Source organism: Erwinia sp. TECH1 (assembly GCF_054057575.1).
The window spans coordinates 3,762,255-3,780,086 of sequence record NZ_JBSRZK010000001.1; the positions used below are offsets into that span (position 1 = coordinate 3,762,255).

Consider the following 17,832-nt stretch of genomic DNA (forward strand, 5'->3'; position numbering starts at 1 on the left):
CAATGAGACAAAGTGAAACTCAATGAGAACAATAAACATCACTAACTCATTAAAATTTAAGAAAATGGACATCATAAACTGATGAGTACACTAGAGAATTTCGACGCCCACACCCCAATGATGCAGCAGTACCTGCGTTTGAAAGCCGAGCATCCGGAGATCCTGCTGTTCTACCGCATGGGCGATTTTTACGAGCTGTTTTATGACGATGCTAAACGCGCCTCTCAGCTGTTGGAAATCTCGCTGACCAAACGCGGCGCTTCCGCTGGCGAACCGATCCCGATGGCTGGCGTCCCGCATCATGCCGTGGAAAACTACCTCGCGAAACTGGTGCAGCTGGGCGAGTCGGTGGCGATCTGCGAACAGATCGGCGATCCGGCGCTGAGCAAAGGCCCGGTCGAGCGTAAAGTGGTACGCATCGTCACGCCCGGCACCATCAGCGACGAAGCGCTGCTGCAGGAGCGTCAGGACAATTTGCTGGCGGCCATCTGGCAGGGTTCGCGCGGCTTCGGCTACGCCACGCTGGATATCAGCTCCGGCCGCTTCCGCCTGGCGGAGCCGAGCGATCTGGAAACGATGGCGGCAGAGCTACAGCGCACCAATCCGGCGGAGCTGCTCTATCCCGAAGATTTTGCCGCCATGTCGCTGATTGAAAATCGTCGTGGCTTACGTCGTCGTCCGCTGTGGGAGTTCGAGGTGGATACCGCGCGCCAGCAGCTGAACATGCAGTTCGGCACCCGCGATCTGAACGGCTTCGGCGTCGAGCAGGCGCAGTTTGCGCTGCGTGCGGCAGGCTGCCTGCTGCAATATGTAAAAGATACCCAGCGCACCTCGCTGCCGCATATCCGCTCGCTGACGATGGAGCGTCAGCAGGACGGCATCATCATGGACGCCGCCACGCGCCGCAATCTGGAGATCACCCAGAACCTGGCGGGCGGCATCGATAACACGCTGGCTTCGGTGCTGGACAGAACCGTCACGCCGATGGGCAGCCGCATGCTGAAACGCTGGCTGCATATGCCGATCCGCGACACCGCAACGCTTATCAACCGGCAGCAAAGCATCGGCGCGCTACAGGATTTTACCGCCGAGCTGGCGCCGCTGCTGCGGCAGGTCGGCGATCTGGAGCGTATCCTCGCCAGGCTGGCGCTGCGCACGGCGCGCCCGCGCGATCTGGCCAGAATGCGTCACGCTTTTCAGCAGCTGCCCGGGCTGGACGCGCTGCTGGTTGACAGCGACGTGCCGCATCTGCAAACGCTGCGCCAGCAGATGGGCCAGTTCGACGAGCTGCGCGAGCTGCTGGAAAATGCCATTATCGATGCACCGCCGGTGCTGGTGCGCGATGGCGGCGTGATTGCGCCAGGCTATAACGAAGAGCTGGACGAGTGGCGCGCGCTGGCGGACGGCGCCACCGACTATCTGGACAAGCTGGAAATCCGCGAGCGTGAAAAGCTGGGGCTGGATACGCTCAAGGTCGGTTTTAACGCCGTGCACGGCTACTATATTCAGGTCAGCCGTGGGCAAAGCCATCTGGTGCCGATCAACTACGTGCGTCGCCAGACGCTGAAAAACGCCGAGCGCTATATTATCCCCGAGCTGAAAGAGTATGAAGACAAGGTTCTGACCTCGAAAGGCAAGGCGCTGGCGCTGGAAAAGGCCCTTTACGACGGGCTGTTCGATCTGCTGCTGCCGCATCTGGAAGCGCTACAGATCAGCGCCGCCGCGCTGGCGGAGCTGGACGTATTGAGCAACCTTGCCGAGCGCGCCTGGACCCTGAACTTCAACTGTCCAACCTTTACCGATAAGCCAGGCATCAGACTGACCGGCGGCCGTCATCCGGTGGTCGAGCAGGTGCTGAAAGAGCCGTTTATCGCCAACCCGCTGACGCTGTCACCGCAGCGCCGCATGTTGGTGATCACCGGGCCGAACATGGGCGGTAAAAGCACCTATATGCGCCAGGCCGCGCTGATAGCGCTGATGGCCTTTATCGGCAGCTACGTTCCGGCGGAAGAAGCGGTAATTGGCCCCATCGACCGCATCTTCACCCGCGTTGGCGCGGCGGACGATCTCGCCTCCGGTCGCTCAACCTTTATGGTCGAAATGACCGAAACCGCCAATATTCTGCATAACGCGACGGAATACAGCCTGGTATTGATGGACGAGATCGGCCGCGGCACCTCGACCTACGACGGTCTTTCTCTTGCCTGGGCCTGCGCGGAAAACCTGGCGAACCGCATCAAAGCGATGACGCTGTTCGCCACGCACTATTTCGAGCTGACCACGCTGGAAGAGAAGATGGAAGGCGTCGCCAACGTGCATCTGGATGCCGTGGAGCACGGCGACACCATCGCCTTTATGCACAGCGTGCAGGACGGCGCGGCCAGCAAAAGTTACGGACTGGCCGTTGCCGCGCTGGCAGGCGTGCCGAAAGAAGTGATCAAGCGCGCGCGGCAGAAGCTGAAAGAGCTGGAAGCCAGCTCGGCCAGCGCGGCCGCAGGCAGCGCGGAAGGCCCACAGCTGCCGCTGCTGGTTGAAGAGACGTCCCCGGCCGTTGAGGCGCTGGAAGCGTTAGATCCCGACACGCTGTCGCCGCGTCAGGCGCTGGAATGGATCTATCGTCTGAAATCGCTGGTTTAGTTGCAGGCTGATGGTTTAAGCGCAGGCCCGCCTCACGCGGGCCTTTTCTTTGCAATGGAACTATCCCCCTCCTCTCTCCCACGTAATGACAGTGATAAAGCGTTAGCGGTCTGCATCGCGCCGTTTTGTCCGCGTCATTTCATCTAATCCAGTGGAGAGTGTCATGAATTTAAGAGTGAATCCCGTTGGGATAAACAGCGAGGCGATTAACGCGGGACAGTTCTCCGCGCGCCCGGGTAAAGCGCAGAACGGCAGCCTCGCCGCAGCACCGGAAAAGTCCAGTCTGTTGCAATACGGCGGCGCGCAGGGCACCACTACGCAGAAAAGCTCTACGGCCTCGCTCAGTGCCGATTATAAAACGCTGATCGATTCGCTGTTAAAGCAGGGCAAGGAGGAGCTGAGCAAGCTCAAGGAGCAGCTGGCGCAGCAGCAATCTTCAGGCACCGGCGCGCAAAACGGCTCCCCTTCCGCCAAAAACACGCAGAACGTGATGTCGCAGCTGCAAATGCTGCTCGACAGCATTACCAAACTGCTTAAACAAAGCCAGGAGAGCCAGCAGTCGTCCGGCAACAGCAGCACAACCGATACGCAACTCAGCAGCGCGCTGTCTCAGCTTAAGGAGCTGCTCTCTTCGCTGGGTGCGACGGCCACAGGCGCAACCGGGACTGCCGATGCGAACGCCGGCGGGCAGACGATGCCAGCCAGCGAAAAGGACACCAGCGTTCCGCCTTCCAGCAGCACGCTGTTTAAAAACATGGATGGCGACAACCGCACCGCCGATCAAATCATCAACGAGAACCCGGTGTTGAAAAACCTGGGCAATCAGAAAGATATCAAGCAGAGCGAGCTGAAAAAGCAGTTCGGCGACTGGACGGCCAATAACCCGGACGAGAAAAGCCGGGCGCTGGCCGCCAAAAACATGTCGTACTTTTTAAATAACGTTAAGGCGCTGGATAACCGGGAAGGCGGCGATCGCGGTAAAATCTCCACTAACGGCAAAATCGAAGGCCTTACCAAAAGTGGCGATGCCCGTCACGGGACGGAAGCGGCGATCGTCAAAGACGTGGCGGAACAGGGACTGGATAAAGCCTTTCCCAAAGACGGCCGTTTAACCACCACCAACGACGAAATGGTCAACCTGAACGGCACCAATAAAAGCGGTTTTCAGGGCATTTGCCTGAAGCTGGGCAAGGCGCTGGCCTTTATTCCTGGACTCAGCAACGTGCTGACCGGGATGGGTCGCGCAGAAAGTACCAATCCGTGGGATGTGATCAAAGGCGGCATCGTGGGCGGCGTGAAAACCGCGTTTGACGCGCTAAAAGGCATGGCGCAAGGGCTGTTGACCGGCAAAGTTACGCCGATGCAGATGTTGATGAGCGCTTATAAAGGCGCGGTGATGGATACCTATGCGATGCAGGATGTGAAATCCGACGCAAAAGAGAAAGTTAAGGAAGTTGTCTGATTTACAGGCAATAAAAAAGCGGTGGTTTGCACCACCGCTTTTCACTTTCACTCTTTAAGCGCCCGCATTATTCGCGAAACAAGGCTTCAATGTTCAGTCCCTGAGCCTGCAGAATTTCCCGCAGACGACGAAGACCTTCAACCTGAATCTGGCGAACACGTTCACGGGTCAGACCGATTTCGCGACCCACATCTTCTAACGTTGCCGCTTCGTAGCCTAACAGGCCGAAACGACGCGCCAGCACTTCACGCTGTTTGGCGTTCAGTTCGAACAGCCATTTGACGATGCTCTGCTTCATGTCATCGTCCTGGGTGGTATCTTCCGGACCGTTGTCTTTCTCGTCGGCCAGGATATCCAGCAGCGCTTTCTCAGAATCTCCGCCTAACGGCGTGTCAACTGACGTGATGCGTTCGTTGAGGCGCAGCATACGGCTGACGTCATCAACGGGTTTGTCCAGCTGTTCGGCAATTTCTTCCGCGCTTGGCTCGTGATCCAGCTTGTGGGCCAGTTCGCGGGCGGTACGCAGATAGACGTTCAGCTCTTTAACAATGTGGATTGGCAGACGGATGGTACGGGTTTGATTCATGATCGCCCGTTCAATCGTCTGACGGATCCACCAGGTAGCGTAAGTAGAGAAACGGAACCCACGTTCAGGGTCAAATTTCTCTACCGCGCGGATCAGGCCCAGGTTACCTTCCTCAATCAGATCCAGCAAAGCCAGACCACGATTGCTGTAACGACGGGCGATCTTCACTACCAGACGTAAGTTACTTTCAATCATGCGGCGACGAGACGGAATGTCACCACGCAGAGCACGACGAGCGAAGAAAACTTCTTCCTCTGCCGTAAGGAGCGGTGAATAACCGATCTCCCCCAGGTAGAGCTGCGTCGCATCCAAAACACGTTGTGTAGCGCCTTGTGACAACAGCTCTTCTTCAGCTATATCGTTATCAGCAGGTTCATTTCCGACAAGAGCCTTCTCATCAAAAATCTCAGCTCCGTTTTCGTCGAATTCCGCGTCTTCATGTAACTCATTAACTTTCAGCGTATTCTGGCTCATTAGCGGCTCCTACCCGTGATCCCAGGGCAGAACAACCAGGGTTCTGCCGGTTTATCGCTGCGGCAAATAGCGCAACGGGTTTACGGATTTCCCCTTGTAACGAATTTCAAAATGCAATCTAACCGAACTGGTGCCGGTACTGCCCATTGTCGCAATCTTCTGACCCGCTTTTACTTCCTGCTGCTCGCGGACCAGCATCGTGTCGTTATGGGCATATGCACTCAGGTAGTCATCATTATGTTTGATGATAATCAAGTTGCCATAACCGCGCAGCGCATTCCCGGCATACACAACGCGCCCTGAGGCGGTTGATACAACGGGCTGTCCTCGCGATCCCGCGATATCGATACCTTTGTTGCCGCCTTCGGAAGCAGAAAAGTTATCGATAATCTTCCCGTCGGTCGGCCAACGCCAGCTGCCTACCGGAGTAGAGCTATTCGTTGTGCTGCTGACGGTCGGAGCACTTACCGGCGCTGTCGTCGTTGCGACAGTATTTGTACCGGCTGAAGGTAACATTTTGCCTTCACTTGGTTTACCTGAATCCTCAGAATACGTAATAACCGGCTGACGTGCAACCGTTGTGCTCTTCATTTGCGCAGTGGTCGGCTGAGTGGGCACGCCGCCCGCCGTTGCATCCGCTGCGGTGATGGCATTGCCGCCGGTCAGGGTGCCGCCGGAGCCGTTACTAACCTGCAACTGCTGGCCCACATTGAGGCTGTAAGGCGCAGAGACGTTATTTCGTTCGGCTAAATCACGGAAATCGTTGCCGGTAATCCAGGCAATATAGAACAGCGTATCGCCGCGTTTAACGGTGTAAGTTTCGCCGCTGTAGCTACCTTTCGGAATATTCCCATACGAGCGGTTATAGATGATACGCCCATTTTGCGTAACAACATTTTCACTTCTGCCGCCGCTCGCTGCGGGCGCGGCGCGGCCAGAACCGGAAACGATCGGCGGTGGCTGGCTGATTAATCCCCCGCCGCTGTTGGCGCTGCCATTGCCGCCTACCGAGCTGATTGGCGCCTGTGCGTTATCGCTGGAACAGCCAGCTAACCAAAAACCAACGAGTGAAACCGCCGCAATACGGCGTAATTTTACTACCGGGCTTCCCGTGCTCATTTATATCCCCCGCTACGGCAAAACTGTGCGGCCGCGCTCGGCTAAACCTGCGCCAGCAGCATTAAATTCTGAATAGACTGAATAGTAACAATATCGGCCGTCACGTGCCATTAACAGATAGAAGCCATTAACAGATGCGTACAATTGGCCGGGCGCTCAGGCCAGATCGCCCTGCACCAGCGGCACAAATCGCACCGGCTCAATGGTTTCCACCAGAAATTCGCCGTTTTTACGGGTGATGCGCTTGAGCTGCTGCTGTTCGTCGCCGACCGGCAGCACCATGATGCCGCCCTCATCAAGCTGGTTCATCAGCTCGACAGGGATCTCCGGCGGCGCAGCGGTAACGATAATCGCATCGAAAGGGCCGCGCGCCGGCCAGCCCTGCCAGCCATCGCCATGACGGGTGGAAACATTGTGCAGATCGAGCTGCTTCAGCCGCCGTTTCGCCTGCCATTGCAGGCCTTTGATACGTTCGACGGAGCAAACATGCCCGACAAGATGCGCGAGGATAGCGGTTTGATAGCCCGAACCGGTGCCGATCTCCAGCACGCGCGACTCGGGTTTCAACGCCAGCAGCGAGGTCATTTTCGCCACGATATAGGGTTGGGAAATGGTTTGCCCGGAGCCAATCGGCAGCGCCGTATTGTCCCAGGCTTTATGCTCGAAAGCTTCATCAACGAAACGCTCGCGCGGCACCGCTTCAATCGCCTTCAGCAAGGCTTCATCCGTAATGCCCTGCTGGCGCAGCTGGTCCAGCAGCGTTTCAATGCGGCGGTTTACCATTCGTTTTCAACTCCCGAACTGGCTAACCATGAAGCAACGACCTCCTGCGCGCCATGCGCGGTGAGATCGACATGCAGCGCGGTTACCGACACGTAACCTTCTTCGACGGCGGCAAAGTCCGTATCGGGACCGGCGTCGAACTTTTCACCCGGCGGGCCAATCCAGTACAGCGTATGGCCGCGCGGATCCTGTAGCGGGATAGCCTGATCGCTGGGATGACGGCTGCCGCAGCGGGTCATGCGGATACCTTTAATTTCGCTGAGCGGTAAATCCGGCACGTTGATGTTCAGGATCCGGCCGGTGCGCAACGGCTCGCGCTGCAGCGCCCTCAGCAGAGAACAGGTTACGGCGGCGGCGGTGTCGTAATGCTGATGCCCGTCCAGCGAGACGGCCAGCGCGGGCAGGCCCAGATGGCGCCCTTCCATCGCCGCCGCCACGGTGCCGGAATAGATGACGTCGTCGCCCAGGTTCGCTCCCGCATTAATGCCGGAAACGACGATATCCGGTTTGGGGCGCATCAGCGCGTTCACGCCCAAATAGACGCAGTCGGTTGGCGTGCCCATCTGTACCGCAATATCGCCGTTGGGATAGCTGAAGGTACGGAGCGGCGTTTCCAGCGTCAGCGAGTTAGATGCGCCGCTGCGGTTGCGATCCGGCGCCACCACCTGCACCTCTGCAAACTCGCGCAGCGCGGCCGCCAGCGTCTGAATACCCGGCGCGTGGATACCGTCATCATTACTCAGCAATATTCGCATCTGGAATTTAACCCCTTCTTTTCAATCTGTTGGGTATCATATCATCCCCGACCGCCGCCGGGGCGCGCCTTTTGCGCCTATTCCGCTACGTCCGCCTCGCCGTTCGGCTGGTTAAGCAGTTCGCGCACCAGGCTGGTGGCAAAACTGCCCGCCGGCAGCCAGAAGGAAAGCTCGACGGTGACATCATCCCACCAGCTCCAGCGCAAATCACGCGGCACCACCAGCGCGGCGCGGCGAGCCGCCTCTACGCGCTCGCGCGCCAGCAGCGCAATCAGCGCCGTTTCGTGCGCCAGGCTTTGCTGCTCAAACGCCAGCGCCTCGCCCTGGGTGCCCGGATCGCCGCTGCCCGGCAGCGGTGCCGTCACGCGCAGCTCGTTATTCTCCGTGCGCGCCTGCAGCCCAGGCAGCTCTTCTTCGGCGGCCACAAACCAGCTGCCGCGTCCGGTAAGCTGCAACGCATCGCCCGGCATCACGCGGGTCAGCGATCCCATTTTACTCAGGCGATCGCTGACGACCTGATTAAACAGCGCGCTGCGCGCGGCGGAAAGTAAAAAGCTGCGCTTGTTGCGCTCGCGCACGCGGATCTCATCCGCCGCCCAGCGCTGCGCCATAATCAGGTTGTTGTTGGCATGGCCAAAGCGCTGCTCGCCAAAATAGTTCGGGAAACCGCCCTGCGCTATCTGCTGCAGACGCTGCTCAACGGACGCCCGGTCGGAAATCTGACGCAGGATAAGCGTAAAGGCATTGCCCTGTAGCGCGCCGGTACGCAGCTTACGACGATGCCGCGCGCTCTCCAGCACTTCACAGCCTTCCAGCTGAAAAGCGGTAAAATCCGGCGTCTCTTTGCCGGGCACGCGCAGGCAGAACCACTGCTCGGTCACGGCGTGACGATCTTTCATGCCGGCAAAGCTGACGTCGCGCGGATGAATTTTAGCGAACTTTGCCAGCGCCTCGGCCACAAAGCGGGTATTGCAGCCGTTTTTACGAATGCGCACCAGCACCTGCTCACCGTCACCGTCCGGACGGTAGCCCAGATCTTCGATCACCACGAAATCTTCCGGGTTCGCTTTGACCACGCCGCTGGCGGCGGGCTGCCCATAAAGCCAGGCGGTCATTAAGCGTCAGCCTTGATCAGCAGCGCAACGGCTTCACAGGCGATGCCCTCGCCACGGCCGGTAAAGCCCAGCTTTTCAGTGGTGGTCGCTTTCACATTGACGCAGTCCATATGGATGCCCAGATCTTCCGCGATATGAATGCGCATCTGCGGCACGTGCGGCAGCATTTTCGGTGCCTGGGCGATAATAGTCACGTCGACGTTACCAACGCGATAGCCTTTTTTCTCAATCTGGCGCCAGGCTTCACGCAGCAGCTCGCGGCTGTCTGCCCCTTTATAAGCCGCGTCGGTATCGGGGAAAAGCTTGCCGATATCGCCCAGCGCCGCCGCGCCCAGCAGCGCATCGGTCAGCGCATGAAGCGCCACGTCGCCGTCGGAATGGGCCAGCAGCCCTTTCTCATAAGGAATTCGCACGCCGCCAATAATCAGCGGGCCTTCGCCGCCAAACGCGTGTACATCAAAACCGTGGCCGATACGCATTATGCGCTCTCCTTATTATGTAATTGAGTCAGGTAAAAAGCGGCCAGCGCCAGATCTTCCGGTCGCGTCACCTTGATATTGTCGCTGCGGCCGACGATCAGTTCGGGATGATAGCCGCAATATTCCAGCGCGGAGGCCTCGTCCGTGATGGACGCACCTTCCTGCAGCGCCCGCTGCAGACAGCTACGCAACAGCTCCAGCGGAAACAGCTGCGGCGTCAGCGCGTGCCAGAGCGCCTCCCGCTCCACCGTATGGGCAATTGCCGGCGAGCCGGGTTCCGCGCGCTTCATGGTGTCACGCACGGGCGCGGCCAAAATGCCGCCGATGCGGCTGGTCGCGGTGATCGCCAGCAGGCGGTGTAAATCGTCGGGATGCAGACAGGGACGCGCCGCGTCGTGCACCAGCACCCAACGGGCCTCTGGCGCGGCTTGCAGACCGGCCAGCACCGAGTCGGCTCGTTCTTTGCCGCCGGCGACCCAGCGCACGCGAGGATCCTTAGCGACCGGCAGCGTAAAGAACCAGGGATCTTCTGGCGTGATAGCCACGATAATCTGATTGACCTGCGGATGCGCCAGCAGGCCGTCAATGGCGTGCTCAAGCACGCTCTTGCCGTTAATGCGAAGATATTGCTTAGGACAGGCCGCCTGCATCCGGCTGCCGACACCGGCAGCGGGCACAACGGCAATCACCTCAGTACCTGCGATAGTCATGTTTTATCGTTGTTGATTGGCCTGCGCGTTTTTACTGCGATCCGGCACAAGGCGATAGAAGGTCTCACCGGGCTTGATCATGCCCAGCTCATTGCGCGCGCGTTCTTCGATAGCTTCGGAACCGCCATTCAGGTCATCGATTTCCGCAAACAGCCGATCGTTGCGCGCTTTTAATTTGGCGTTACTGCTCTGCTGCACCGCAACATCGTCGTTAACGCGCGTATAGTCATGTAGGCCGTTCTTGCCCAGCCAGAGCGAATATTGCAGCCAGCCGAGTAGTACAAGTAACAGCAGCGTAAGTTTTCCCATCCCCGCCCCCTGAAAAACGGCTCAATCATCCCATAACTTTTCTCCCGACTCCACTGCGGCCTTGAAATTGCCGCCGTTTGGCGAATCGGTGAGCGTTCCACGGGGCTAAACAGCGTCGTCAGGCAACCTTCTGTTACCACCGGGCGCATTCAGACATCAGATTTTGCCCACGGGCGGGCAAACCTTACCACAATGAGGGCGATTACCAACCGCTCAGCAGCGTAAACAGCAGCCAGAAAAGGCCTATGACCACCACGACAGTGAGCAGGAGCGTCCAGATCAGATGGCCGCGCAGCAGCACGCTGGCGATAATACCGACCAGAACGGAAACGGGCAGCAGCGCGAGAAAGAAGGGCCAGGTATAGAGGAAGAAGAACAGCGTGTTAGAGCCGTAAAGCATAAAAGGGATCGCGAGTGCGAACCAGTAGCAGGCAAAGCCTGCCACTCCACCGGGAAACGACCAGGAAGACTCTTCCTGACCGTCATCTTTGCGGGCCAGCATGGGCGTAACGTTATGCATAAGTATCCTGTTGACGCGTAATACGGCCCGCTCTGAGGCGTTTTGCCGCGGCTATCTCAGGCTTTGATAATATCGCGGTCACGCAGCAGATCTAACACTTGAACCCGTAAATTTGTTACCAATTGTTCGCCATCCAGGCGGATTTCCGGACGTTCCGGCGCTTCATAAACGGCGTCAATGCCGGTGAAATTACGCAGCTCGCCGGCCCGCGCTTTTTTATACAGGCCTTTGGGATCGCGCGCTTCGCAGATAGCCAGCGGCGTGTCGACAAAGACTTCAATAAAGCGCCCTTCCCCAACCATGTCGCGCACCATCTGCCGCTCTTCCCGATGCGGAGAGATAAAGGCGCTCAGAACGATCAGGCCCGCATCGACCATCAGCTTTGCGACTTCGCCGACGCGCCGGATATTCTCTTTACGATCGGCGTCGCTGAAGCCCAGATCGCGGCAGAGGCCGTGACGCACGTTGTCGCCATCCAGCAGATAGGTGCTGGCGCCAAGCTGATGCAGCGCCTGCTCCAGCGCGCCCGCCACGGTGGATTTACCGGAGCCGGAAAGCCCCGTAAACCACAGCACCGCGCCCTGATGACCGTGCAGCTGTTCGCGCTCCGCACGCGTTACCGCGTGCGCATGCCAGACGACGTTTTCATCGTGAGCGGCCATTATTGACCGCCTGAAATATCGCGAGCGCCCCAGTGCGGGAAGTGGCGACGCACCAGCGCGTTAAATTCCAGTTCAAAAGCGCTGAAATCACCGGTCGCCTGCGCCGCTTCCTCGTTCGGTTCGCGGATCATGCCTGCGCCGACGGTAACGTTGCTCAGACGGTCAATAAAGATCATGCCGCCGGTAACCGGATTCTGCTGGTATTTATCCAGCACCATCGGCTCGTCAAAGGTCAGATCCACCAGACCGATGCCGTTCAGCGGCAGGTTTTCCACCTGACGCTGGGCCAGACTGTTGATTTCCACCTGATACTGAATTTTTTCGACGCGCGCGCGGGTTTTCTTGCCGGCGATTTTAATATCGAAGCTCTGACCCGGCGCCAGCGGCTGTTCCGCCATCCATACCACGTCCACGCTGGCGGCCTGCACGGGCTTCAGCTCTGTACTGGCATCTACCAGCAGATCGCCGCGGCTGATATCGATTTCGTCCTTCAGCACCAGCGTAATCGCTTCGCCGGCCTGCGCTGCCTGCAAATCGCCGTCAAAGGTCACGATGCGGGCGATGGAAGATTCCACGCCGGATGGCAGCACCTTCACGCGCTGGCCGACCTGTACCGTTCCCGACGCCAGGGTGCCCGCATAGCCGCGGAAATCCAGGTTAGGTCGGTTGACGTACTGCACCGGGAAGCGCATCGGCTGCTGTTCCACCACGCGCTTGACCTCGACGGTTTCCAGCACGTCCAGCAGCGTCGGACCGGTGTACCAGCCCATCGCCTCGCTCGCGGAAGCGACGTTTTCCCCTTCCAGCGCCGACAGCGGCACAAAGCGGATATCCAGATCGTTCGGCAGCTGTTCGGCAAAATCCAGATAGTCCTGTTTGATTTGCTCGAACTTCTCTTCGCTGTACTCAACCAGATCCATCTTATTAATAGCCACCACCAGGTGCTTGATGCCCAGCAGCGTGGAGATAAAGCTGTGACGACGCGTCTGATCCAGCACGCCTTTACGGGCGTCGATCAGCAGAATGGCCAGGTCGCAGGTTGATGCGCCTGTCGCCATATTGCGGGTGTACTGCTCGTGCCCCGGCGTGTCGGCAATAATAAATTTGCGCTTTTCAGTGGAGAAATAGCGGTAGGCCACGTCGATGGTGATGCCCTGTTCCCGCTCGGCCTGCAGGCCGTCCACCAGCAGCGCCAGATCCAGTTTCTCGCCCTGGGTACCGTGACGCTTGCTGTCGTTGTGCAGCGAAGAGAGCTGATCTTCATAAATCTGGCGCGTGTCGTGCAGCAGGCGGCCAATCAGCGTGCTTTTGCCGTCGTCGACGCTGCCGCAGGTCAGAAAACGCAGCAGGCTTTTGTGCTGCTGAGCGTGCAGCCAGGCTTCCACGCCGCCCTGGTCGGCAATTTGTTGTGCAATGACGTTGTTCATCTCGGCTCCTTAGAAATAACCCTGGCGTTTCTTCAGCTCCATCGAGCCGGACTGATCGCGGTCGATCACGCGCCCCTGACGTTCGCTGGTGGTTGAAACCAGCATCTCTTCGATGATCGAAGGCAGCGTCTGCGCTTCAGATTCCACCGCGCCGGTTAGCGGCCAGCAGCCCAGCGTACGGAAACGCACCATCCGCTCCTCAATCTTCTCGCCAGGCTGTAAATCGATACGGTCGTCGTCAATCATCATCAACATGCCGTCGCGTTCCAGTACCGGACGCTTAGCGGCCAGATACAGTGGAACAATGTCGATATTTTCCAGGAAGATATATTGCCAGATATCCAGCTCGGTCCAGTTAGAGAGCGGGAAAACGCGAATGCTTTCGCCTTTATTGATCTGGCCGTTGTAGTTGTGCCACAGCTCAGGACGCTGGTTTTTCGGATCCCAGCGGTGGAAACGGTCACGGAAGGAGTAGATACGCTCTTTCGCGCGGGATTTTTCCTCGTCGCGACGCGCGCCGCCGAACGCGGCATCAAAGCCGTATTTGTTCAGCGCCTGCTTCAGCCCTTCGGTTTTCATAATGTCGGTGTGCTTGGCGCTGCCGTGCACGAAGGGATTGATGCCCATCGCCACGCCTTCCGGGTTTTTATGCACCAGCAGCTCGGCGCCAATCTCTTTTACCGTACGGTCGCGGAATTCGTACATTTCACGAAATTTCCAGCCGGTATCCACGTGCAGCAGCGGGAAAGGCAGCGTGCCCGGATAGAACGCTTTACGCGCCAGGTGCAGCATCACCGAAGAGTCTTTGCCGATAGAGTACATCATGACCGGATTGCCGAACTCTGCCGCCACTTCACGGATGATATGGATACTTTCCGCTTCCAGTTGACGCAGGTGGGTGAGTCGTTTTTGATCCATAACTTTTCCTCAAGCCAAATTCACAACGGCGGACGCCCGCTGCGCTGAATGTTGAAACCACGCCAGCTGCTGATGCAGGTTGACCACTTCCCCTATCACTAACAGGGCGGGCGTTGGCGCACGTTGTGCCAGTTGTTCTAATTCCTGTAGCGTGCCGGTCAGCACCTGCTGATCCTGACGCGTGCCGCGCCCGATCACCGCTACCGGCGTTTGCGCGTCGCGGCCATGGGCAATAAGCTGCGCCGAGATTTCGGCGGCTTTTACCGTGCCCATATAAATAGCCAGCGTCTGCCGCGCTCGGGCAAGCGATGGCCAGTCCATCTCTTCGCCGTCGGCCCGGCAATGGCCGGTGATAAACAGCACGCTTTGCGCATGGTCGCGATGCGTCAGCGGAATGCCGGCATAGGCCGTCGCGCCTGCCGCTGCGGTCACGCCCGGCACCACCTGAAATGGAATGCCCGCCTCAACCGCCGCCTGAAGCTCTTCGCCGCCGCGACCAAAAATAAAGGGATCGCCGCCCTTCAGGCGCACAACCCGCTTGCCCTTCTTCGCCAGCTCGACCAGCATCCGGTTAGTCTCTTCCTGCGGCACGCTGTGCGCGCTGGCGCGCTTGCCCACGCAGATGCGGTCGGCGTCGCGTCGGACTAAATCCAGCACCTCGTCGCTGACCAGATGGTCGTACAGCACCACGTCCGCCTGCTGCATCACCTGCAGCCCGCGCAGCGTCAGCAGGCCGGCATCGCCAGGCCCCGCGCCGACCAGGATAATTTCGCCCTGGCTCGCCTCCGGATCGTCCAGCTGGCGAGCCAGCGTCTGTTCCGCGCCCGTCAGATTGCCGGAAGCGACCTGGCTGGCGAAAAGACCGTTAAACGCCTTTTCCCAGAAGCGGCGGCGCTCTGACATTTTGCTCAGCCGCTGCTTAACTCTGTCGCGCCAGCTGCCGGCCAGCGCGGCCATCTGCCCCAGATGGGCGGGCAACAGAGACTCAAGCTTTTCACGCAGCAGGCGCGCCAGTACGGGCGCCGTGCCGCTGGAGGAAATAGCCACGACCAGCGGCGACCGGTCGACAATAGAAGGGAAAATAAAAGAGCATTTAGGCTGGTCATCGACCACGTTAGCCAGCAGCCTGCGCTCGCTGGCATCGTCAAAGACGCGGCTGTTCAGTTCGCCGTCGTCGGTGGCGGCAATCACGAAATAGACCAGGTCGAGCTGGGCGCTCTGATAGTCGCGAGCAATCCACTCGACTTCACCGCTCTCCTGCAGCGCCGTCAGCTCTTCACACAGTTCGCGTGCGGCAATCTGCACCCGCGCGCCTGCGCGACGCAGCAGTTCGATTTTGCGCGCGGCTACGTCGCCGCCGCCAACCACCAGCACCGGTTTGTTTCGGATGTCTGCAAAAAGGGGAAGATAATCCACGTCAGCCTTGCTAAATAACAAAAAGTTAACGCGACTATAGGGCGGCGGCGGAGGCTTATGAAATTACTAATTGGAATGAGTAGTTACCGAATGGAATAACGTTACGGTAAAGCTACGCACAAAATGTGCTTAGCGGAGCGATTTCAGGGGCTTTCAGAAGGATTGTAATTGTGCGGAGCCCGTCACACTTTCATACTGGGACAGCAAAATATTTTCGCTGTTTCGTTACAGGATGACGATTAAGGACGTGACATGTTTTCCCGACTTTGCCTGAGCGCCCTGCTGGCGCTGGGCGTGCTTTCCCCGCTTCACGCCGCGACCAATGAAGGTCAGCTTGCCGAACAGCAGCTGCGCCATATCGCGACTTACTTTCCAGGACGTATGGCTGGCAGTCCTGCCGAGATGTTAAACGCCGACTATCTGCAACAGCAGTTTCAGCAGTGGGGCTATGAGAGCAATAAAAGAGATTTTACGGCGCACTATCACTATAAATCACAGGATGGCCGCGTTAGCGATCGCAGCGTTATCGCGACATCGGTTATCGCCGCCCGCGCAGGCGAGGTCCCGCAGCAGATAGTTATTCTGGCGCAGGCCGATACCTGGCTGCCGCTAAGCGACAGCGATCGGCAAAAAAACCGCGGCGGCCTGACTTTACAGGGCGCGGACGATAACGCTTCTGGGGTGGCGGTGATGCTGGAGCTGGCGGAGCGTTTACAGTCGACGCCGCTGCACTACAGCCTGCGCTTTGTGGCGCTAAGCGCCTCGGCGCTGCATGGCGAAGAGGATTATCTCGCCCGCATGAAGCCGGAAGAGAAAAAGAACACGCTGCTGGTGATAAAACTAAACGATCTGCTCGTGGGCAACCGGCTCTGGTTCAACAGCGGCACCAACACGCCTGAACCGGTGGCGCGGCAGACGCGCGATCGGGCGCTGGCGCTGGCGCGCTCGGCGCATATTCCTGCCGCCACGCTGGGCAAAGCGGTGAAAAATGAACCGGCGGTAGAGACGTTTGATAAGGCAGGCATTCCGTTGCTGAGCGTTCGCGCCGCCAACTGGGATAAAAAAGGCCATCGGGTGCATACCAGTAACGCGCATTTTCCGCAGGGAAGCTGTCAGCAGCAGGCCAGCTGCGATAACCTTGCCTGGATCGATCGCTGGCTGCCTGGCCGCATCACGCACCGCACGCGCGACAGCGTGAAAATCCTGCTGCCGCTGATCCGCGAGTTAGCCAATCCTCAACCTGAAGCTTAAGGAAGCCTATGTACATTGTCAGTCTGACCTATAACCGCCCGATGCCGGAAGTGGAAGCGGCGCTGGATGCGCATATCGCCTGGCTGGATACTTACTTTGCCGACGGCACCTTTATTGCCGCCGGACGTAAAGATCCCCGTACTGGCGGCGTGATCCTGATAAAGGATATCGATCGCGCTCGGCTGGATCGTATTCTGGCAGAGGATGCTTTTCAGAAGGTGGCGGATTACGAGGTCACTAAAGTGAACGTCACGCGCGGCTCGGCGGACTTTTCTGCGCTGGTGGGACTGTAGGTTTTCGGGAAAGGGGCAATCGTTTCTGGAAGGAAAAGGTTAATTCAACACCATAAAAGCGTCAGCCGCAGTAAAAACAGCGGCTGACGACAGAAACGGCGCCTTTTCTTTGCAGGTTCTTCTGGCGCTTTCCCTGCGCCAGAAATTTTGCTTCGGTAACGCGCCGCTGGCGGCTTATTCGTGCAGGCCGCACTCGCGTTTCAGGCCGAAGAAGCGCGTTTCTTCTTCTGCCATGCCCGGCTCCCACTTCCGCGTGGTGTGCGTGTCGCCAACCGAAAGATAGCCCTGATCCCACAGCGGATGATAGCCCAGGCCGTGCTCCTTCAGATACTGATAAACCTGGCGGTTGTCCCAGTCGATAATCGGCAGCACCTTGAACACGCCGCGCTGAATAGCCAGCACCGGCAGATGGGCGCGGCTGCTGGACTGATCGCGACGCAGACCGGCAAACCACGTCTGCGCATGCAGCGTTTCCAGCGCGCGGTTCATCGGCTCAACTTTGTTGATCTCGTTGTAGCGTTCGATGCCTTCCACGCCCTGCTCCCACAGCTTGCCGTAGCGCGCTTCCTGCCACGCCGCGCTCTGTTCGGCGCGGAATACCTTCAGGTTCAGACCGAGCTTATCGGTCAGCTCGTCAATAAACTGATAGGTTTCCGGGAACAGATAGCCGGTATCGGTCAGGATCACCGGAATATCCGGCTTCGCCTGGGTCACCAGATGCAGACTCACCGCCGCCTGGATGCCAAAGCTGGAAGAAAGCACCGCCTCGCCGGGCAGATTTTCGAGCGCCCAAATAACGCGATCCTGTGCCGACAGCTTTTCCAGCCTGGTGTTGATTTCCGCCAGCGCCATTACGCGTTCGACTTTGGGTAGTGCATTCAGTGCCGAGAGATCGAGTACAGCCATTTCGCGCCTC

18 protein-coding genes are annotated in these 17,832 nt (G+C 58.5%); 4 read left to right on the forward strand and 14 right to left on the reverse strand.

Annotation, left to right across the window (positions count from 1 at the left end; all coding sequences use genetic code 11):
- The first annotated feature begins 81 nt into the window (after window positions 1-81).
- Both mutS and ACVWZ0_RS17685 read left to right on the forward strand, forming a co-directional pair.
- Window positions 82-2,637 (forward strand): DNA mismatch repair protein MutS, encoded by a 2,556-nt coding sequence (gene mutS, locus ACVWZ0_RS17680; RefSeq protein ID WP_253458899.1) that lies wholly within the window; start codon window positions 82-84, stop codon window positions 2,635-2,637.
- Between the two features lie 163 nt (window positions 2,638-2,800).
- Window positions 2,801-4,099 (forward strand): hypothetical protein, encoded by a 1,299-nt coding sequence (locus tag ACVWZ0_RS17685; protein ID WP_253458896.1) that lies wholly within the window; start codon window positions 2,801-2,803, stop codon window positions 4,097-4,099.
- 67 nt (window positions 4,100-4,166) lie between these two features.
- Here ACVWZ0_RS17685 and rpoS read toward each other — a convergent pair whose 3' ends face one another.
- The 13 genes from rpoS to cysG all read right to left on the reverse strand — a co-directional run bounded on the left by rpoS (window position 4,167) and on the right by cysG (window position 15,372).
- Window positions 4,167-5,159, reverse strand: coding sequence for an RNA polymerase sigma factor RpoS (rpoS, locus tag ACVWZ0_RS17690; protein WP_125287448.1), 993 nt, complete (start codon window positions 5,157-5,159; stop codon window positions 4,167-4,169).
- A gap of 51 nt (window positions 5,160-5,210) precedes the next feature.
- Complete coding sequence (gene nlpD, locus ACVWZ0_RS17695; protein WP_253458892.1) at window positions 5,211-6,278, reverse strand: murein hydrolase activator NlpD; 1,068 nt, start codon at window positions 6,276-6,278, stop codon at window positions 5,211-5,213.
- A 156-nt stretch (window positions 6,279-6,434) separates the two neighbouring features.
- Window positions 6,435-7,061, reverse strand: a complete 627-nt coding sequence (locus ACVWZ0_RS17700) for a protein-L-isoaspartate(D-aspartate) O-methyltransferase (protein WP_125287446.1) — start codon at window positions 7,059-7,061, stop codon at window positions 6,435-6,437.
- Window positions 7,055-7,816: a 5'/3'-nucleotidase SurE gene (surE, locus tag ACVWZ0_RS17705; RefSeq protein ID WP_125287445.1), complete on the reverse strand. Its 762-nt coding sequence runs from the start codon at window positions 7,814-7,816 to the stop codon at window positions 7,055-7,057. Before surE ends, ACVWZ0_RS17700 begins: the two co-directional genes overlap by 7 nt.
- 77 nt (window positions 7,817-7,893) lie before the next feature.
- Window positions 7,894-8,931 (reverse strand): tRNA pseudouridine(13) synthase TruD, encoded by a 1,038-nt coding sequence (gene truD, locus ACVWZ0_RS17710; RefSeq protein ID WP_253458889.1) that lies wholly within the window; start codon window positions 8,929-8,931, stop codon window positions 7,894-7,896.
- A complete protein-coding gene (gene ispF / locus ACVWZ0_RS17715) occupies window positions 8,931-9,410 on the reverse strand; it encodes a 2-C-methyl-D-erythritol 2,4-cyclodiphosphate synthase (RefSeq protein ID WP_125287443.1) in 480 nt (159 codons plus the stop codon). Before ispF ends, truD begins: the two co-directional genes overlap by 1 nt.
- Entirely contained in the window at window positions 9,410-10,120 is a 711-nt protein-coding gene (ispD, locus tag ACVWZ0_RS17720) for a 2-C-methyl-D-erythritol 4-phosphate cytidylyltransferase (protein ID WP_253458887.1), read from the reverse strand. The genes ispF and ispD overlap by 1 nt, the downstream gene beginning before the upstream one ends.
- A gap of 3 nt (window positions 10,121-10,123) precedes the next feature.
- Window positions 10,124-10,429, reverse strand: a complete 306-nt coding sequence (gene ftsB, locus ACVWZ0_RS17725) for a cell division protein FtsB (protein WP_125287441.1) — start codon at window positions 10,427-10,429, stop codon at window positions 10,124-10,126.
- A gap of 202 nt (window positions 10,430-10,631) precedes the next feature.
- Window positions 10,632-10,949 (reverse strand): DUF3561 family protein, encoded by a 318-nt coding sequence (locus tag ACVWZ0_RS17730; RefSeq protein WP_253458885.1) that lies wholly within the window; start codon window positions 10,947-10,949, stop codon window positions 10,632-10,634.
- A gap of 56 nt (window positions 10,950-11,005) precedes the next feature.
- On the reverse strand, window positions 11,006-11,611 hold the full coding sequence (cysC, locus tag ACVWZ0_RS17735) for an adenylyl-sulfate kinase (RefSeq protein WP_253458883.1): 606 nt from the start codon (window positions 11,609-11,611) through the stop codon (window positions 11,006-11,008).
- Window positions 11,611-13,038, reverse strand: coding sequence for a sulfate adenylyltransferase subunit CysN (cysN, locus tag ACVWZ0_RS17740; RefSeq protein ID WP_253458881.1), 1,428 nt, complete (start codon window positions 13,036-13,038; stop codon window positions 11,611-11,613). The genes cysC and cysN overlap by 1 nt, the downstream gene beginning before the upstream one ends.
- A gap of 9 nt (window positions 13,039-13,047) precedes the next feature.
- Window positions 13,048-13,956, reverse strand: coding sequence for a sulfate adenylyltransferase subunit CysD (cysD, locus tag ACVWZ0_RS17745; RefSeq protein WP_253458879.1), 909 nt, complete (start codon window positions 13,954-13,956; stop codon window positions 13,048-13,050).
- 9 nt (window positions 13,957-13,965) lie between these two features.
- Window positions 13,966-15,372 carry a siroheme synthase CysG gene (gene cysG, locus ACVWZ0_RS17750; RefSeq protein ID WP_253458876.1) on the reverse strand — a complete coding sequence of 469 codons (1,407 nt, stop codon included), beginning with the start codon at window positions 15,370-15,372 and terminating at the stop codon, window positions 13,966-13,968.
- Between the two features lie 252 nt (window positions 15,373-15,624).
- Here cysG and ACVWZ0_RS17755 point away from each other — a divergent pair, with 252 nt between their 5' ends.
- Entirely contained in the window at window positions 15,625-16,623 is a 999-nt protein-coding gene (locus tag ACVWZ0_RS17755) for an aminopeptidase (protein ID WP_253458873.1), read from the forward strand.
- Window positions 16,624-16,631: 8 nt separating this feature from the next.
- Window positions 16,632-16,916: a YciI family protein gene (locus tag ACVWZ0_RS17760; RefSeq protein WP_125287434.1), complete on the forward strand. Its 285-nt coding sequence runs from the start codon at window positions 16,632-16,634 to the stop codon at window positions 16,914-16,916.
- Between the two features lie 174 nt (window positions 16,917-17,090).
- Here the strand turns inward: ACVWZ0_RS17760 and cysH are convergent, their stop codons facing one another.
- Window positions 17,091-17,822, reverse strand: coding sequence for a phosphoadenosine phosphosulfate reductase (gene cysH, locus ACVWZ0_RS17765; protein WP_253458870.1), 732 nt, complete (start codon window positions 17,820-17,822; stop codon window positions 17,091-17,093).
- Window positions 17,823-17,832 lie beyond the last annotated feature (10 nt).

What these genes read in the sequence shown, in the direction of transcription:
- ACVWZ0_RS17760 (WP_125287434.1), top strand. Translation starts at nt 16,632, where the DNA reads ATGTACATTGTCAGTCTGACCTATAACCGCCCGATGCCGGAAGTGGAA.
- mutS (WP_253458899.1), top strand. Translation starts at nt 82, where the DNA reads ATGAGTACACTAGAGAATTTCGACGCCCACACCCCAATGATGCAGCAG.
- ispF (WP_125287443.1), bottom strand. Translation starts at nt 9,410, where the DNA reads ATGCGTATCGGCCACGGTTTTGATGTACACGCGTTTGGCGGCGAAGGC.
- ftsB (WP_125287441.1), bottom strand. Translation starts at nt 10,429, where the DNA reads ATGGGAAAACTTACGCTGCTGTTACTTGTACTACTCGGCTGGCTGCAA.
- cysN (WP_253458881.1), bottom strand. Translation starts at nt 13,038, where the DNA reads ATGAACAACGTCATTGCACAACAAATTGCCGACCAGGGCGGCGTGGAA.
- surE (WP_125287445.1), bottom strand. Translation starts at nt 7,816, where the DNA reads ATGCGAATATTGCTGAGTAATGATGACGGTATCCACGCGCCGGGTATT.
- cysH (WP_253458870.1), bottom strand. Translation starts at nt 17,822, where the DNA reads ATGGCTGTACTCGATCTCTCGGCACTGAATGCACTACCCAAAGTCGAA.
- ACVWZ0_RS17700 (WP_125287446.1), bottom strand. Translation starts at nt 7,061, where the DNA reads ATGGTAAACCGCCGCATTGAAACGCTGCTGGACCAGCTGCGCCAGCAG.
- cysD (WP_253458879.1), bottom strand. Translation starts at nt 13,956, where the DNA reads ATGGATCAAAAACGACTCACCCACCTGCGTCAACTGGAAGCGGAAAGT.
- cysC (WP_253458883.1), bottom strand. Translation starts at nt 11,611, where the DNA reads ATGGCCGCTCACGATGAAAACGTCGTCTGGCATGCGCACGCGGTAACG.
- ispD (WP_253458887.1), bottom strand. Translation starts at nt 10,120, where the DNA reads ATGACTATCGCAGGTACTGAGGTGATTGCCGTTGTGCCCGCTGCCGGT.
- rpoS (WP_125287448.1), bottom strand. Translation starts at nt 5,159, where the DNA reads ATGAGCCAGAATACGCTGAAAGTTAATGAGTTACATGAAGACGCGGAA.
- ACVWZ0_RS17755 (WP_253458873.1), top strand. Translation starts at nt 15,625, where the DNA reads ATGTTTTCCCGACTTTGCCTGAGCGCCCTGCTGGCGCTGGGCGTGCTT.
- ACVWZ0_RS17730 (WP_253458885.1), bottom strand. Translation starts at nt 10,949, where the DNA reads ATGCATAACGTTACGCCCATGCTGGCCCGCAAAGATGACGGTCAGGAA.
- nlpD (WP_253458892.1), bottom strand. Translation starts at nt 6,278, where the DNA reads ATGAGCACGGGAAGCCCGGTAGTAAAATTACGCCGTATTGCGGCGGTT.
- ACVWZ0_RS17685 (WP_253458896.1), top strand. Translation starts at nt 2,801, where the DNA reads ATGAATTTAAGAGTGAATCCCGTTGGGATAAACAGCGAGGCGATTAAC.
- truD (WP_253458889.1), bottom strand. Translation starts at nt 8,931, where the DNA reads ATGACCGCCTGGCTTTATGGGCAGCCCGCCGCCAGCGGCGTGGTCAAA.